Origin of the sequence: Streptomyces lonarensis, assembly GCF_012033735.1 — a bacterium.
GTDB lineage: Bacteria > Actinomycetota > Actinomycetes > Streptomycetales > Streptomycetaceae > Streptomyces > Streptomyces lonarensis.
The window spans coordinates 1-15,312 of sequence record NZ_JAAVJD010000133.1 but is presented as its reverse complement, the minus strand read 5'-3'; the positions used below and the strand labels follow the sequence as shown (position 1 = coordinate 15,312).

Sequence of the window (15,312 nt, the reverse complement as noted above, 5' to 3'; positions counted from 1 at the left end):
GCTGGCGCTGCGCGCGGCCTTCTCGATCGCCTCGCGGTTGCTGCTGGCCCGACTGCTGCGCCGCTGGTCGCGCCGCGCCCGGGGCTCAGCCCCGGTGGACGGTGACCGTCCCGACGGTGTTCACCTTGCTGCCGTCCACGACGTACCGGCCCACCGCCCGCGTCCACCGTGCGAAGTGGTCGGTGGCGCGGTGCGCGGCCAGCGCGGCCTCGTCGGTGTAGCGCTCGTACAGCACGAAGCTGTGGTCGTCGGCGGCGGTCGCCACGACATCGAACTGCAGGCACCCGTCCTCGGTCGCGACGGACGCCGCCGCGTTCTCGGCGATCGCGGCGGTGAAGCCGTCGAGCTCGCCGGGGCGGACCTGGAGGGTGACGATCTGTGCGATCACGGTGCCTGCCTTCGTGGTGTCGGAAGCGGAACGCGGGGCGGGAGCGGAACGCGGGGCGGGGCGTCCGCGTCAGGGGTCGCGGGTCAGCCGTCCGGCCCCGGCCGCCGCGGCCAGCACACCACAGGCGAACCAGACGGAACCGGCCGCCCCCGCCGAGGCCGCCGCCACGCCCGCTCCGGTGGGCAGCGCGACCTGCCCGAGCCGGTTGGCCCACAGGCGCAGCGCGAGAGCGGTGCCACGCGCCCGCTCCGGCACCGCGAGGACCACGGCCGTCATGGTCAGCGGCTGCCCGATCCCCAACAGGAAGCCGCCGACCGCCAGGGCGGGCGCCATCAGCCACCAGCGGTCCGCGAAGGGCACCGCCACCCCCGCGAGCGCCACCGCCGAGCCGAGTGAGCTGGCCACCACCAGGGCGCGGCGCGACCAGCGGCGCAGCAGTCGGGCCAGCAGCAACCGCGAGGCGATCGAGAAGGCCGCGCGCAGCGCCAGCAGCGCGCCCGTGACCGCCGGGGAGATGCCGCGCTCCTCCGCGATCAGCGGCAGGTAGGCGGTGAGCACGTCGACTGAGGCGAGCAGCGCGAGGCTGACGAAGAGTCCGGGCGCGACGCCGGGGCGGCGCAGCAGTGAGAAGACCGGCGGCCGGCCGGAGTCCTCGCCGGTGGCGGCGGTCGGTACCGCGGGGGCGGGGGCGTGGCGGACCAGGCCGACGAGCGCGAGCAGGGCGACGGCGGCCGTCGCGGAGGCGATGAGCAGGGCGTGGAGGATCGGCGTGGCGAGTTCCACGGCCCGGCCCTCCCCCAGGACGAGACCGGCCAGCAGGGGCCCGACCATCTGGCCCACCGCGACCGCGGCCGTGAACCAGCCGAAGTTGCGGTCGAGGTCGGCGTCGGCCGAGCAGCGCGCCACCATGCCCTGGCCGGCGATGACGAAGACGATGTGGCCGAGGCCGAGCACGGTACCGGCGGCGGCGATCAGCGGGAGCGAGGCCGAGGCCGCCATCAGCAGCGGTGCCAGGACCAGCAGCAGCGTGCCCGCCAGCACGATGCGGTGGGTGCGTGCCGTGCGGTCTGACAACCGGCCCAGCGGCACGGCGGCGAGGAGGGAGAGCAGCGCGTAGGCGGAGGTGATCAGCCCGATCGCGAGGGCGTCGCCGCCGAGTGCTATCGCCTTGTAGGAGAGCAGCGGGCGGGCCAGGTTGAGCGCGGTCTGGGTACAGACGACGCAGGCGAGCAGCCACCACAGCCAGCGGGTGCCGCCCCTGCGGGGCGTGCGGTCAGCGGCGGGCACCGGGCACCGCCGGTTGTCGGATCTCCATGGGGGGTGCCGGCCTTTCGTGATGGTGCGGGGGTGGTCGTCGCGGGGCCGGCGCGGACGCGCGCGGGCCGGACGCCGGTGTCACATCCGGACGTCGACGGAGGCGGGGAGGTCTCCCCGGGTCAGGGCGTCCAGCACGGTGCGGAGGGTCCCGTCGAGATGGTGGGCGACCTCGGCTGCCGCGCGGTCGGGGTCCCCCGCGACCACGGCCTCGGTCATCCGGAGGTGCTCGTCGAGGGAGAGCACCGGCCGTCCGGGGGCGGCGTGGGCGATGGCGCGCAGGCGGGCCGTCTGCCCGCGGGTGTCGGCGATGGTCTTGGCCAGGGGCGGGTTGCGGACCGCGTCGATCAGCGTCCGGTCGAACCGTTCGGTCAGGATGTGGAACTCCCGGACCGCCTCGGCGGGGCGGCCGCCCGCCGGTACCCCGTCCGGGGCGGCGCCCTCGCCTTCGGCGGCCCCCTCGATCCGGTCGCGGATCGCCCGGAGTTCGGGGAGCAGGGCGTGGAACCCGGCGATCCGCGCGGGGTCGGAGCGGCCGTCACGGGTGACCAGCCGGGCCGCCGCGGGTTCGAGGATCTGCCGGAACTCGAAGAGTGCGCGGACACCGGCGAGGGAGACGGGCGCCACCTCGGCGACCTCGCCGGGGGCGACGCGGACGAGGCCCTCCCGTTCCAGCCGCCGGATGGCCTCGCGCACCGGGGTGCGGGAGGCGCCCAGCCGCTCCGCAAGGGCCACCTCGCCGAGCTTCGCCCCCGGGGGGAGCGTGAGCTGCTCGATCTGGCGCTTGAGCAGCCGGTAGGCCGCCTCGGTCTTGCTGGTGGGCACCGCTTCTCCTCGCCGATCGGGGGGGGCGTGGCCCTCGGGCCATCACGCAGCGCACTGTACATCCACCTGTGCTCCGTCCAGGATGCAGGGCTGTATACCGCAGGTCGTAGCGGTGGCGGCACCGACCACCGAGGGGGCGCACCGCCCCGCCGCCTCGGGGCGACCGGGGCGAGACGGGGCGACCGAGCCCGCCGCAGACCATAGGTTAGGCTTACCTAAGTCGCGCCGGGGTGGGTCGTCCACTCCCGGGCGGCGCCGTTCCTGCCGGCCGGCGCTGCCCGGGTGCCCACCCCGCGCGGCGACCACCTCTGCAGGCCCCAGGGAGAAGACCGTGGCGCGCGTCCCCAAGTTCCTCGCCGACTACTCCGAGCGGCGGGGGTTCCCCGCCCGCGTCACCGGCCGGGAGGAACTCTCCCCCAGCCTGTTCCGGATCACCTTCCAGGTGCCCGCCCTGCGGGACCGGGCGCACGGCCCCTGCGACGCCACCGCGTTCCGCGTCGCCCACAACGACTTCCGGCACTACACGGCCGAGCGTGTCGAGTCGGGCTCCGGCACCGCAACCGTCCTCTTCCACCGCCACCCCCACGAGGACGCCCCCGGGCTCCGGCTGGTGCGCGAGCTGAGCAGCGGCGACGAGGTCACCTGGTGCGGCTTCGGCTCCGGACGCACGTTCCGCTGGCCCGACCCGGCGCCGGCGGCGGCCCTCGCCATGGGCGACACCACCACGCTCGGACTGCTCGTCAACCTCACCGAACGCGCCGAACAGGACGGCACACGGTTCCTCGCCGTGGCGGAGGTGGAGGACGACTGCGTCGCCGCCACCCGCGAGCTGCTGCCCGACGCCGTCGTCCTGACCGCCGATGAGCGACCCGGCGCCGCCGCCGCGCACTGGCTGGTCACCGAGGCCGCCGAGCTGCTCCCCGACCTCGCGCCCCGGCTGGTCCTGCTCGCCGGCCACGGCGAGTCGGTGCAGCGGCAGCGGACGCTGCTGCGCGAACACCACGGCCTGGACCGCCGCCTGGTCCGCACGCAGCCCTACTGGGCGACGGGCCGCACCGGGCTGTAGCACCCCGGGGCACGGTCGCCGGACGGTCAGCGGTCGGCCGCAGGCACCAGCAGGGACGCGGAACGGGCCAGGTGCCCGCGCACCCGCTCCGCCGTCACTGCCGGGGGCTCCCCCGTCGTGTCCAGCGCGTGCCCCTCGTACCGTCCGAGGTCGCGAAACTGGTCGTACATCGCCCGGACGGGCCCCGGGGCGGTCAGGGCCCCGGCGCCGCGTGCGCCCGCCCGTGCGACCACCGTCTGCTCGTCGGGCCGCAGCACCACCCAGCGCAGTTCCGTCCCCGTGGCGCGGGCGGCCGTCACGAACGGGCCGAGGAACCAGGGGCCGACGACGGCGTCGAGGAAGACCCGGTAGCCGCCGCGCGCGTAGCCCGTCGCGGCGGCCGCCACCGCCTTCATCACGGTCTCGTTCTGCCGCTGTGCCGCCGACCGGTACGGGGAGACGCCGCCGACGAGGAACTCCCAGAACGCGTCAGCCGGCAGGTGGACCGCGGGCGGCACGGCGGCCGCGAGCAGGGCGGCCACCGTGCTCTTGCCCGCCCCCGGCGGTCCGCTGACCACGGCCACCGGACCGGGAACGGTCACCGGAACCGCCCGGCGGCCCTGCGGCGGCAGCCGCGCACTGTGGCACGCCCCACCCCGGGCTCTCCGCCGGAACAGTGACTCATGGGTCGATGTTAACCACCCGTCGACACCGTCCCCCGGGTCGCGCCGCCGCCCCGGCGGGCGCGCGACCGGCACGAAGAGAGGTCATCACCCGTGAGCTCGCTGTTCACCCCGCTGACACTTCGTTCGCTCCGGATACCCAACCGCGTCTGGATGTCACCGATGTGCATGTACTCCGCCGCCGCGGACGGCCCGGACATCGGGGCACCGACCGCTTTCCACCAGACCCATCTCGCCTCCCGGGCCGCGGGCGGCGCGGGACTGGTGATGGCCGAGGCCACCGGTGTCCGCCCGGACGGCCGCATCAGCCCGTGGGACCTGGGCCTGTGGAACGACCGGCAGCAGCAGGCGTTCCGCCCGGTGACCGACGCCATCCGCGCCCACGGCTCCGTTCCCGCGATCCAGCTCGCCCACGCCGGCCGGAAGGCCGGCACGGACAAGGCCTGGCGCGGCGGCGGACCGCTGACCGCCGCGGAGGGCGGCTGGGAGCCGGTCGGGCCGAGCCCGGTCGCCTTCGACGGCCTGGCCGTCCCGCACGAGCTGACGGTCGCGGAGATCAGCGGGCTGGTCGAGGACTTCGCCGCGGCGGCCGAGCGCGCGCTGGCCGCCGGGTTCGAGGTGGTCGAGGTGCACGGCGCGCACGGCTACCTGATCAACTCGTTCCTCTCCCCCGCCGGCAACCACCGCACGGACGGCTACGGCGGCGACTTCGCGGGGCGGGCCCGGTTCGCGCTGGAGGTCGTGGACGCCGTCCGCGCCGTCTGGCCCGACGACCTGCCCGTCTTCTTCCGGACCTCCGCGACGGACTGGCTGGCGGAGAACCCGGCGGACGACCGCGAGGGCTGGACCGGGCAGGACACCGTCCGGCTGGCCAAGGAACTGCGGGCCCACGGGGTGGACCTGCTGGACGTCTCCAGCGGCGGGATGGTCCGGGACGCCCGCATCCCGGTCGGCCCCGGTTACCAGGTCCCCTACGCCGACCGCGCCCGCAACGAGGGCGGTATCGCCACCGCCGCGGTGGGTGCCGTCACGGAGGCCGCCCAGGCGGAGGCCATCGTCTCCGAGGGCAGGGCGGACGCGGTCTTCCTCGGCCGGGAACTGCTGCGCAACCCCTACTGGCCGCACCACGCCGCGACCGCGCTGGGCGCTGCGGCCGACTGGCCCGAGCAGTACGGCTACGCGGTGGCGTGACCGCCGGCCGTGGTGCGCGGGAAGGGCCCGCGCACCACGGGTCACCGCACGCGGGTGGTGGCCAGCAGTCCCGCCGCCAGTACGGCGTCGACGGCCGGGACGCCCGCTTCCGCCTCCAGCCGGGGCGCGATGCCGAGGGTGGTCAGACCGGTGCACGCCAGCAGCAGCACGTCGGCGCCGCGGTCCACCAGGGTGCGGGCCGCCGCGACCACCGCCTCCGCCCCGCCCGCACGCGCCAGGTCGAGGGTGTTGTGCACGCCGTCCGGACGCAGTGTCCCGACGTGCCGGCCGCCGAGCAGGGCGGCGATCTCCGGTGGTGTCTCGTCGCGGATGCCGAGCACCCCGACCCGGGAACCGAGCCCCAGGGAGACCGCGGCGGCCGCCGCCCCCGCTCCGATGACCGGCACACCGACCGCCGACCGCGTCTCGGCGAGCGCCGGGTCGGCCGCACAGCTGATGATGATCGCCGCGGCGCCGTCCGCCTCCATCTCCCGGGCGAGAGCGACGATCTTCGGCTCCGCCAGCCGCTCGGTGGCGTCGTCGTGTATCCCCGCCGGCTGGCCGGGGATGCAGCGGGAGTCGGCACGCAGTCCGAACCGCTCGGCGAGCAGCCGGCCGTGCGCGCCCACCACCTCGGGGTCGTCGCTGGTGAGGACCCGGATGACGCCGACGGAGGCGCCGACGGAGGCGCCGACGGAGGCGCCGGTGGTGGCGCCGATGGACGGACGGTGCGGTGTGTGCGGCACAGCTGCTCCTCGAGCGGAGGTGGACGGGGCGGGCGGGGCGCGGGTTCGTCGGACGCGGGGTCAGGGGTGGGCGGCGACGACCTCGGCCGCGAGCCGCACCGCCAGCGAGCGGGCGAGCAGGACGGGCAGTCCCGAGGCCTCGGCGGCGGCCCGCCGCATCTCCTCGGTGTAGCCGATGCAGTCCAGCACGATCCACCGGCTGCCCTGCTCCGCCAGCTCGGTCGCCGCGCGGGCGACCTGGTCGAGGGGGGCGGCCCCGGGGGCGTAGGGGTCGGCGCCGGTGACGGTGACCGGGCCGGCGAGGACCTGCCGCCAGCGCGTGCCGACGTCCTCGGCCTGGTCGGCGTGGGGGCAGCACACGCCGACCGGGTCCGCCTCCGCCACGGCGGCAACCGCCCGCTGGACCAGCGGCTCCGCGAACAGCAGCGGCCGTTCGGCCGGCAGCTCGGGGAAGCTGCCGGTGCAGAGCACCAGCGTGGCGAGCGCCCCGTCCGCCTCCGCCCGTGCCACGGCCCGCGCCATCCGCGGCAGCAGGGCGTGGTGCCCCAGCTCCACCGAACGCCCGTCGCGGAGCCGCGAGACCAGGGGCGCCTCGTTCGGCCCGGGGGCGAGTTCCGCGCGGGTGGCGGCCTCGTGGGCGGGGTCGAAGCGGTCCTCGTCGAGCGCGCCGTGCTCGGTGACGGCGGTGCCGGCCAGCAGCGGTGCGGCGTCCCGGTGCAGATCGGACCGGGGTGCCTGGCCGATGGTCACCAGCCCGAGGGCGGGTGCTGCCGGGTCCGGGCCGGCGGGTGCGGGCGGTGTGGGGGTCATGGCTGCCTTCCGTTGCGACGGATCGGGAGGGGCCGGCCCCGGCCCGGGTACGGGCGGGCCGGGGCCGGCGAGGAACGCGCGGCGGGCAGACACGGGGGGCCGGTGGGCCCGGGTCCCCTCGCCCGCCGCGCGGAAGGTCAGAGCGTGCGGGAGATCTGGCCGATGTCGTTGACGGAACTGCCCGCGATGAGGCCGGCGCCGACCAGCGAGAGGTCGGCCTCGGACTGCTCGTCGGAGGCCTTGCGCTCCTCGGCGGTCCGGGCGCCGCGGCGGCGCCAGTAGGTGTAGCTCCAGCGGACGGCGAGCGCCCCCAGCACCATCCAGCCGGCCGCCGGCGTGGCGACGAGCAGACCGGTGGCGAGCAGCACACCCATTTGCCGGGAGGAACCGCCGATGGCCTGGATCAGCGCCCCGGGGATCGCCCACATCAGGATGGTCCCCATGATGCCGGGGTCCAGGCCGGCGAGGATCGTCGCCACGTACACCTCGGAGACGGGCGGGATGCGGCCCTCGCTGAAGAAGCCGCGCCAGGCGACCGCCACGATGACCAGCGCGACCGCGAACCCGACCAGCTGTGCCAGGTACTGCTGGCGGCGGCCGTCCATCTCGTACGGCAGCCACGGGGTGGCGTCCTTGCGGAGCAGCCAGCCCGCCTTGAAGTCGTAGCCGATGTCGGCGAACGCGGGCCCGGTGGAGGCGGTGTACCCGACGAGCAGCGCCAGCGGGACCGTCGGGATGTGCAGCACGAGGCCCACGATCAGCACGATCAGCGTGACGGCGAAGGCCGGGAACCAGCCGGAGTGCATGGCGGCCAGGCCCACGATGATCTGGTGCACCAGCGCGGCCACGGCGGCGAGGACGACCCAGCCGACGAGCGCCGGGAGCGACATGCCGCCGGCGATGCCGCCGATGACCGCCACCAGGACGGCGCCGCCGAGGAAGAGGACCATGCCCTCGATCAGCCCGCGGCGCAGCTGGGCGGCGCCCCGGGTCCGCTGGTCCGGAGTGGCGTCCGGGCCGGAGGCGATCACCTCGGCCTCCGGCTGGGCCGCCGCCGTGCCGCCCTTGCGGCGGCGCATCAGCAGACCCGCCTGCACGAGGGCGACGAGACCGGCGCCGACCATGAGGCCGTGCGGAATGTAGTGCTCGGTGAGGTTCACCCCGAAGATGCCGGGGGCGTACTGCGCGGTGAGGAGGCCGATGCCGAACATCAGCAGCGCCCAGACGTTGCCGAGGAAGCCCACGCCCGCCGCCGCGGTGGGCAGCTTGAACAGGGCGCCGACGAAGCCGACGAGCGCACTGAGGCCGAGCACCCCCGCCTTGCGTCCGCCGGTGTCACCGGCCTTGATGGTCTCCGCCGAGGCGATGCCGGCGGGCCAGGCGTTGGTGGCGGCGAGCAGCTTGGTGTCGAAGACGCGGTAGAGCACCCAGCTGTCGACGGCGAGACCCACGGCGGCGCCCGCCAGCATCGGCCACACCAGGTCGGTCCGGCCCAGCGCGAACGGCACCGCGATGGGGGTGAGCAGGGAGTTGGCGGCGGCGAACGTCGCTCCGGAGATGGCCGACTGCACGAGGTTCTGCCGGTGCGGTGACCGCATGCGGAGCAGGATGCCGAGCGGGATGCGGCCGATCATCATCGCCACGAGTGCGCCGATGACCGAAGTGTTCGGTGAGACGCCGAGCGAGGTGATCAGGACGATGCCGATCATCGCCCCGAGCACGGACATCGCGATGGTGATGACCAGGGTCAGGGGTTCGAAAGCACGGGGGTGCCGCTGCCCGGGTTCCGCCGCGCCCTGCGGCGCTGAGGGAGGTGTCGGGTGCAAGGTGGCTCCTGGTGGTGCGAGAGGTGCGGCGGCGCCCCGGTGGGCGGTCGTACCTGCGGTGGGGGCGCCGCGGGAGCGGCGCCGTGGGGCGGGAGCGGCGGCAGGCGGTGCGGCGCCGCGCCCGGTCCCCGAGCTGGGCCCGCCGGCGGCGGGCGGGGTGCCCCTATGGGGCGGGATACCGACGCGCGGTGGTCGGTGCCCGGCGCCCCGGCCGCGGGAGGGCGGCGCGTCCTCGCGCCGCGGACGGCCGGGTCGTCGTGGCGGCGGTCAGTCCAGGAGGGCCTGGAGCCGGGTCATCGGCCCGTAGAGCTCGACGAGTCGGGCGAACTCCTCCGGGTCGTGGAACCGTGCGGCTCCGCGGCCGAACTCCTTGGCCGTCTCGACGGCGAACCGGGCGGCGGCGGCTATGTCCGTCTCGTGGCTGGCGCCGGTGGCGCACCCGGCGACGGCGGTACCGGCGGTCACCGCGAGCCCGACCACGGGTGCGGTGGTGGCGACCGCGGGCTGGAGAATCGAGTTGATGTGATGGATGCCGTTGCCGTAGGGCGTGATGTCCTGGGTGGTGACCGGGAGGACGCGGGCGGGCTCGCCGGTGACGGTCTCCAGCACCGACAGCAGGTCCTCGCTCACCCGCAGAATCCACCCCTGGTGGACGGTGGGGGTGAGCGCCACGCCGCGGTGGCTCAGCAGCCGGTTCCCCTTGGTGGTGTCGATGGAGATGATCGCCTCCATGGCGGTCGACACCTCCTGGCGGTTGCAGTCCAGGGTGTCGACGGGCGAGTCCATGAACGGCACCGGGTCGTGCGGTTGGGTGGGCGCGTCGCCGCAGACGTGGGTGGAGAGCAGGACGTCGCCGTCGAGGACGTCGCCCCGGCCGTGCATGTCGAGCAGCTTGGCGGCGGCGGCGAGCGCGGCGACCGCGCCGTCCGCGTCGGAGACCAGCCCGATGCGCTCCGGGCGGGCGCCGACCCCGCCCAGGCGGCCGAGCACCCCGAGGGTGGGGGCGTCGCCGCCGGCCAGCCGGCCGTTGCGGCCCGGCACGGTGACGGCGACGAAGTCGGTGCTGCCCTTGTCGCCGTCGAGGGTCGTGACGTCGATCCGCACCCCGGCGGGCCCGGCCAGCGGGCCGGTGGCGGCGGTGTGCACGGCGCGCAGGTGCGCGGCGAGCAGCTCGCCGCTGGTGCCGGGACGGTCCAGCAGGTCGATGATGTCGAGGACGTGCTTGAGCACGGGGAGGTCCTTTCGTCGCGGGGCGCGTGCGGCCGGTTCGGGGGGGCCGCTGACGCCCGCGCACCGTCACGGCATCGTGCGGAGCGGTCGTTCTGTCACGGTATGTCGCTTCACCGGCCGGAGCGGCCCCTGGCGGGCCGGCGGTGGTGGCGCCGTGGCGGGTGTCGCCCGGCGGCTCGCCGCCGGGGACCGGTCGGCGAGCGGTGGGCGGCGGGCCGGGGTCGCCGGCGGGTCGCCCGCACCGGCAGGCGAGCCGGTGCACACTCAGAATCCGCGCGAGATTCACCACAGCGCAATAGTTTCTCTATATGCGGGACTGTTTACACTCTAGGCATGTCATCGACCACTCCTCCGGGAGAGCCGAGCACGGCCGGGCCGGCCACCGAGCACCCCGCCACCCCCGCCGCCGGGCAGGAACCGCCCCCCGGCGCGCCGGGCGGTCGGACCGCTTCCGGGGGCGAGCGGCGCGGCGGCAAACCACCGCTGCAGACCGCCGACCGGGTACTGAGCCTGCTGCTGTCCTTCGACCGCGACCACCCGGAATGGGGCGTCAGCGACGTCGCCACCGCCTTCGGCCTGGACAAGTCGGTCGCGCAGCGGCTGCTCGCCTCGCTCGCCCACCGGGGGTTCGTGGTCTCCGACCCCCGGACGCGCCGCTACCGCCTGGGGCCGGCCGTCTGGCACCTGGCCAAGGGCTGGGAGCGTGACGGCGGGATGGCCTCCCTGGTGCGCCCCGTGCTGCGGGGCCTGGCCGACTCGGTCGGGACAGGCGTGCTGTTCGCAGTGCCCGACGGGGTCCACATGCGCTGCGTGGCCGCGGTGGACGGCGCAGCGGGACCGCTGCGCGCCCACGACCTGACGGGCGAGTTGTACCCGGCGCACGCGGGCGCCACCTCGCGGGCCTACTTCGCGATGCTGCCCGCCCGCGACCGGGCGGCACTGCTCTACGGCCGCCCCATGGCGCGGTTCAGCGAGCGCACCCTGACCGACCCGGTGCGCCTGGAGGAGCGGTTCGCCGAGGCCCGCGCCAAGGGCTACGCGTACTCGGAGGGCGAGTACGACGCGGAGACCGCGGCGGTCGCCGTCCCGGTCCTCGTGCGACGCCGGGCCGTCGGGACCCTGTCGATCGCGGGTCCGCGCGAGTCGTTCGCGGCGCGGGCGGAGGGGTTCGTCGCCCCGCTGACCCGGACCGCCACCGACCTCGGCCGCCTCCTCAGCCCGGCGCGACCCCGCGGCGCGCCGGGCGAACCGCGCTGAGCCGCGGCGCGGCGCACCCCCGGAGCCCGCGCCCGCCCCCGCACCCACCTGCTTCTCCGTTCACCCGCCGGCCCGTTCCCGGCGACGAACCGGCCCCGGCGCACCGCCGCGGGCCCGCCCCACCGACAGCGAAGGGCCCCCCTCGTATGCGCCTGCTCCTGCTCTCCAACTCCACCGCCCCCGGGCACGGCTACCTGGACCACGCCCGGGAGGAGATCGCCGACTTCCTCGCGGGCGCGCGCCGTCTCGCCTTCGTGCCCTACGCGGGGGCCGACCACGACGGCTACACCGCGCAGGTCTCCCGCGCCCTGACCCCGCTCGGCGTCGAGGTGACCGGGGTCCACGCCGGCCCAGACCCGGCCGAGGCGGTGGCCGCGGCCGACGCCGTCTTCGTCGGCGGTGGCAACTCGTTCCGCCTGCTCACGGCGTTGCACCGGCACGGGCTGGTGGAGGCGATACGGACCCGCGTCGCCGCCGGCGCCGGCTACATGGGCTCCAGCGCGGGGACCAACATGGCCTGCCCCACGCTGCGGACGACCAACGACATGCCGATCGTGCAGCCGCCGACCTTCGCCGCTCTGGGGTTGGTGCCCTTCCAGATCAACCCGCACTACCTGGACGCGGCGCCCGACAGCTCGCACATGGGCGAGACCCGGGCGCAGCGCATCGCCGAGTTCCACCAGGAGAACGACGTGCCGGTCCTCGGGCTGCGCGAGGGCACCTGGCTCCGCGCCGACGACGCGCGGCTCACGCTCGGAGGCGTCGCGGCCGGTGCCGTCCTCTTCGAACGGGGCAGCGCGCCGGTGGAGCTCCGGCCCGGGACGGAGTTGACGCGCCTGCTGACGACCACGGCGCTGTTCGACGCGGCCGACCGATGAGATCGGGGCCGCCCGGCCCCGGGGCGCCGGGCGGCCCACAGAACGCGCGACGCACGGGGACGTGACATACCCCACGCACCAACCTCCGTTATTCCATGAAACATTGGAGGAATGACGCGAGAGGCATCCTCACCCCACCCCAAGGCCGCGCTCTACGAGGCGTTCGCCGCCAGCGGCAAAGCACTCGCCAACGGCAAGCGGCTGGAGCTGCTCGACCTGCTGGCCCAGGGCGAACGCCCCGTGGAGGCCCTGGCGAGGGCGGCCGGGCTGCAGCTCACCACGGCCTCGGCCCACCTCCAGACCCTGAAGCAGGCCGGGTTCGTGGCCACCCGCCGCGAGGGGGTGCGCATCCACTACCGGCTCGCGGGCGAGGACGTGGCCCACCTGTTCGCGCTCTTCCGCAAGGTCGCCGAGGCCCACCAGGCCGCGGTGCCCCCTGCCCGCGACGCCTACCTGGGCGCCGACGACCGGGCCCAGCTGGCGGCCGACGACCTGGCGGACCGGGCGCGCTCGGGCGAGGTCGTCGTGCTCGACGTGCGGCCCGCCGAGGAGTACGCCGCCGGCCACATCCCCGGCGCACGGTCCCTCCCCATCACCGAACTGGTGCAGCGCATCGACGAGTTGGCCGAGGCCACAGAGATCGTCGTCTACTGCCGCGACGTCTACTGCGCGCTGGCCCACGACGCCGTGCGCCTGCTGACCGAGCGAGGTCGCCGCGCGATCAGGCTGAGCGACGGAATGCTGGAGTGGCGCCTCTCCGAACGGCCCGTGGCGGCCTCGGCCACCTGACCGGGTCCGGGGCGTCCGCCGCGGGGCCCCGCCCCCGCCCGCCCCCGTGCGTCCCGGGCCGCCGCTCGCCCAGCCGCCGCGGCCCGGCGCGCGACCCTCCCCACCCGACAGACCGACGGAGCGACGTGAACAGCACCACCCGGGGTGACGCGCCCCCGGCAACATCGGCCACCGACGCCGTCCAACGCCGGGTCCTGCGGTCGCTGGTCGCCTCCCAGGTGCTCAGCGGCGCGGGCCTGGCGGCGGGCGTCACCGTCGGGGCGCTCCTCGCGCAGGACATGCTCGGCTCCACCGGACTCGCCGGGCTCCCCAGCGCCCTCCTCACCGCCGGGGCGGCGGTGGCGGCGGTCCTGGTGGGCCGAGTGTCGCAGTCGGGCGGCCGCCGCCGGGGGCTGGCGGCCGGTTACCTCGTCGGAGCGGTCGGCAGCGCCGGGGTCGTCCTCGCGGCCGTCCTCGACCTGCCCGTGCTGCTGTTCGCGGCGCTCTTCGTCTACGGGGCCGGCACCGCCACCAACCTCCAGGCCCGCTACGCCGGCGCCGACCTCGCGCCGCCGGGCCGGCGCGGACGCGCCGTCTCCACCGTCCTGGTCGCGACCACCCTCGGCGGGGTGGCGGGCCCCAACCTGGTGGCGCCCAGTGGGTCGTTCGCCGCCGCGCTGGGCGCACCCGAACTCGCCGGACCGTTCCTGCTCGCCGGTGTCGCCTACGCGCTGGCCGCCGCGGTGCTCACCCTCACCCTGCGCCCCGACCCCCTGCTGCTGGCGCGGTCGCTCGCGGCGGCGCAGGGCGACACGCCACAGGACGCGGGCGCCACCGCCCCGGCGGCCGCTCCGCCCGCCCCGACTCCCGGCGACCGCCGCGGGGTGGCGACCGGCGCCGCGGTGATGGTGCTGACCCAGCTGGTGATGGTCGCCGTGATGACGATGACTCCGATCCACATGCACGACCACGGCCACACCACCGCCGCGTCCGGACTGGTGATCGCCGTGCACATCGCCGCCATGTACCTGCCCTCGCCCGTCACGGGCAGGCTCGTGGACCGGTACGGCAGCATGCCGGTCGCCGCCGCCTCGGGCGTGACGCTGCTGGCCGCGGGCGTCCTCGCGGGGCTGGCGCCCGGGGACTCCGTCGTCCTCCTCGCCAGCGCCCTCGCCCTGCTCGGCCTCGGCTGGAACTTCGGGCTGCTCGCGGGAACCGCCATCGTCACCGACACGGTGCCGCTGGCGACCCGCGCCCGGACCCAGGGCACGGTCGACGTCGCCGTCGCCGTCGCGGGGGCCACCGGCGGCATGTCCTCGGGGCTGGTCATGGCGACGGCCGGCTTCCCGCTCCTCGCCCTCGCGGGCGGCGCGCTGGCGCTGGCGGTCGTCCCCGCCGTCCTGCTGACCGCACGCCGCGGCTGAGGGGCGCCGCCGGCCGCGCTCCGGGCCGGGCCGGCCGGCGGGAATCCGTCCGACGGGCGACCGTTCAGCGCATGGCTCGTTCAGCGCGCCGCCGCCACCAGTCGCGGCAGGAGTTCCGACACCGGGCCCAGGGTCAGCATCCCGGAAGCGGCGCCCGCCCACTCCCCCTCGGCCGGCCGCAGACCGCGGAGCGCCCGCGCCGCGGCGACCCGGTCCCCGGCGGCGATCGCCGCCCGCCCCAGCAGCGCCCAGCGGGCCTCCGTCAGCAGGTCGCCCGGCGGGTCCGGCACCGCAGCCAGCGCTCTCACCGCGCCGTCCCGGTCGTCGGCCGCGAGGCGGAGCAGCGGCGCCACCCAGGGCCGGTACGGGCCCCACTCCTCGTCGCCGCTGAACCGCGGCGGCCGGTGGTGCAGCAGGTCCACCCCCAGCAGGGCCAGCGGCAGCAGCCCCTCCGCGACGCCGGGCATGCCCGCCCCCACCAGGCTGCGTGCCGCCGCGCGGTAGGCGGCCCGGCCCTCCTCGGTGGTGCCGCCGCTCGCCGTCCGCAGCGCCCGGTACCAGGTGGTGAAGACCCCGACCAGCGGGAGGTCCCAGCGGGCTGCGAGGCCGTCGGCCGCCGCGGCGTGGGCCCCCGCCCCGGCGAGGTCGCCCACCGCGCACCGCGACTGCAGCAGCACCAGGTGGGCCAGGACCTCGAAGCGGACCATCCCGTGGCGGCGCGCCAGCTCCAGCAGCTCCGCGCCGATCCCGGCCCGCGCCGCCGAGCGGCCGGTGCTGCGGAACTCCTGCATGAAGGCGCCGTTCAGCGCGAAGGCCAGCAGCGCCGGATCACCGAGCCGGCGCGCCAGCCGCACCGCGTCACGGGCCGCGGGCGGCCCGGGCGGGGTGTCCGCGCCCGGGCCGGCGGCCGGCACCCCACGGCTCTCC

The 15,312-nt window shown here is 76.3% G+C and carries 14 protein-coding genes and 1 pseudogene; 6 read left to right on the top strand and 9 right to left on the bottom strand.

Annotation, left to right across the window (positions count from 1 at the left end; all coding sequences use genetic code 11):
• Positions 1 to 85: 85 nt before the first annotated feature.
• The 3 genes from HCN56_RS16470 to HCN56_RS16460 form a co-directional block, all read right to left on the bottom strand.
• Positions 86 to 388 carry a putative quinol monooxygenase gene (locus HCN56_RS16470; protein ID WP_167971876.1) on the bottom strand — a complete coding sequence of 101 codons (303 nt, stop codon included), beginning with the start codon at positions 386 to 388 and terminating at the stop codon, positions 86 to 88.
• Positions 389 to 457: 69 nt separating this feature from the next.
• Entirely contained in the window at positions 458 to 1,675 is a 1,218-nt protein-coding gene (locus HCN56_RS16465) for an MFS transporter (RefSeq protein WP_167971874.1), read from the bottom strand.
• Between the two features lie 108 nt (positions 1,676 to 1,783).
• Positions 1,784 to 2,527, bottom strand: a complete 744-nt coding sequence (locus HCN56_RS16460; RefSeq protein ID WP_167971872.1) for a GntR family transcriptional regulator — start codon at positions 2,525 to 2,527, stop codon at positions 1,784 to 1,786.
• A 331-nt stretch (positions 2,528 to 2,858) separates the two neighbouring features.
• Between HCN56_RS16460 and HCN56_RS27275 the strand changes: the two genes are divergently transcribed.
• Complete coding sequence (locus tag HCN56_RS27275; RefSeq protein ID WP_167971870.1) at positions 2,859 to 3,593, top strand: SIP domain-containing protein; 735 nt, start codon at positions 2,859 to 2,861, stop codon at positions 3,591 to 3,593.
• 26 nt (positions 3,594 to 3,619) lie between these two features.
• Here HCN56_RS27275 and HCN56_RS16450 read toward each other — a convergent pair whose 3' ends face one another.
• Positions 3,620 to 4,174: an AAA family ATPase gene (locus HCN56_RS16450; protein ID WP_312871263.1), complete on the bottom strand. Its 555-nt coding sequence runs from the start codon at positions 4,172 to 4,174 to the stop codon at positions 3,620 to 3,622.
• Between the two features lie 174 nt (positions 4,175 to 4,348).
• On the opposite strand from HCN56_RS16450, the gene HCN56_RS16445 reads away from it, so the two are divergent.
• Positions 4,349 to 5,446: an NADH:flavin oxidoreductase/NADH oxidase gene (locus HCN56_RS16445; protein ID WP_167971866.1), complete on the top strand. Its 1,098-nt coding sequence runs from the start codon at positions 4,349 to 4,351 to the stop codon at positions 5,444 to 5,446.
• Between the two features lie 41 nt (positions 5,447 to 5,487).
• Here the strand turns inward: HCN56_RS16445 and HCN56_RS16440 are convergent, their stop codons facing one another.
• The 4 genes from HCN56_RS16440 to HCN56_RS16425 form a co-directional block, all read right to left on the bottom strand.
• On the bottom strand, positions 5,488 to 6,192 hold the full coding sequence (locus tag HCN56_RS16440; RefSeq protein ID WP_209312824.1) for an aspartate/glutamate racemase family protein: 705 nt from the start codon (positions 6,190 to 6,192) through the stop codon (positions 5,488 to 5,490).
• 60 nt (positions 6,193 to 6,252) lie between these two features.
• On the bottom strand, positions 6,253 to 7,002 hold the full coding sequence (locus tag HCN56_RS16435) for an AroM family protein (RefSeq protein WP_167971864.1): 750 nt from the start codon (positions 7,000 to 7,002) through the stop codon (positions 6,253 to 6,255).
• Positions 7,003 to 7,139: 137 nt separating this feature from the next.
• Entirely contained in the window at positions 7,140 to 8,828 is a 1,689-nt protein-coding gene (locus HCN56_RS16430; protein WP_167971863.1) for an OPT family oligopeptide transporter, read from the bottom strand.
• 267 nt (positions 8,829 to 9,095) lie between these two features.
• A complete protein-coding gene (locus HCN56_RS16425; RefSeq protein ID WP_167971861.1) occupies positions 9,096 to 10,058 on the bottom strand; it encodes a DUF1177 domain-containing protein in 963 nt (320 codons plus the stop codon).
• A 333-nt stretch (positions 10,059 to 10,391) separates the two neighbouring features.
• On the opposite strand from HCN56_RS16425, the gene HCN56_RS16420 reads away from it, so the two are divergent.
• From HCN56_RS16420 to HCN56_RS16405, 4 genes are all read left to right on the top strand, one after another.
• A complete protein-coding gene (locus tag HCN56_RS16420) occupies positions 10,392 to 11,315 on the top strand; it encodes an IclR family transcriptional regulator (protein ID WP_167971859.1) in 924 nt (307 codons plus the stop codon).
• A 146-nt stretch (positions 11,316 to 11,461) separates the two neighbouring features.
• Entirely contained in the window at positions 11,462 to 12,193 is a 732-nt protein-coding gene (pepE, locus tag HCN56_RS16415) for a dipeptidase PepE (RefSeq protein WP_167971857.1), read from the top strand.
• A gap of 111 nt (positions 12,194 to 12,304) precedes the next feature.
• Positions 12,305 to 12,982 (top strand): ArsR/SmtB family transcription factor, encoded by a 678-nt coding sequence (locus HCN56_RS16410; protein ID WP_167971856.1) that lies wholly within the window; start codon positions 12,305 to 12,307, stop codon positions 12,980 to 12,982.
• 125 nt (positions 12,983 to 13,107) lie between these two features.
• A complete protein-coding gene (locus tag HCN56_RS16405; protein ID WP_167971854.1) occupies positions 13,108 to 14,385 on the top strand; it encodes an MFS transporter in 1,278 nt (425 codons plus the stop codon).
• Positions 14,386 to 14,465: 80 nt separating this feature from the next.
• On the opposite strand, the pseudogene HCN56_RS16400 reads toward HCN56_RS16405, so the two are convergent.
• Positions 14,466 to 15,312, bottom strand: a pseudogene (locus tag HCN56_RS16400) (SARP family transcriptional regulator); the annotation flags it as partial.

Coding starts and splice junctions, on each gene's coding strand:
- HCN56_RS16420 (WP_167971859.1), top strand. CDS start 10,392: ATGTCATCGACCACTCCTCCGGGAGAGCCGAGCACGGCCGGGCCGGCC.
- HCN56_RS16410 (WP_167971856.1), top strand. CDS start 12,305: ATGACGCGAGAGGCATCCTCACCCCACCCCAAGGCCGCGCTCTACGAG.
- pepE (WP_167971857.1), top strand. CDS start 11,462: ATGCGCCTGCTCCTGCTCTCCAACTCCACCGCCCCCGGGCACGGCTAC.
- HCN56_RS16435 (WP_167971864.1), bottom strand. CDS start 7,002: ATGACCCCCACACCGCCCGCACCCGCCGGCCCGGACCCGGCAGCACCC.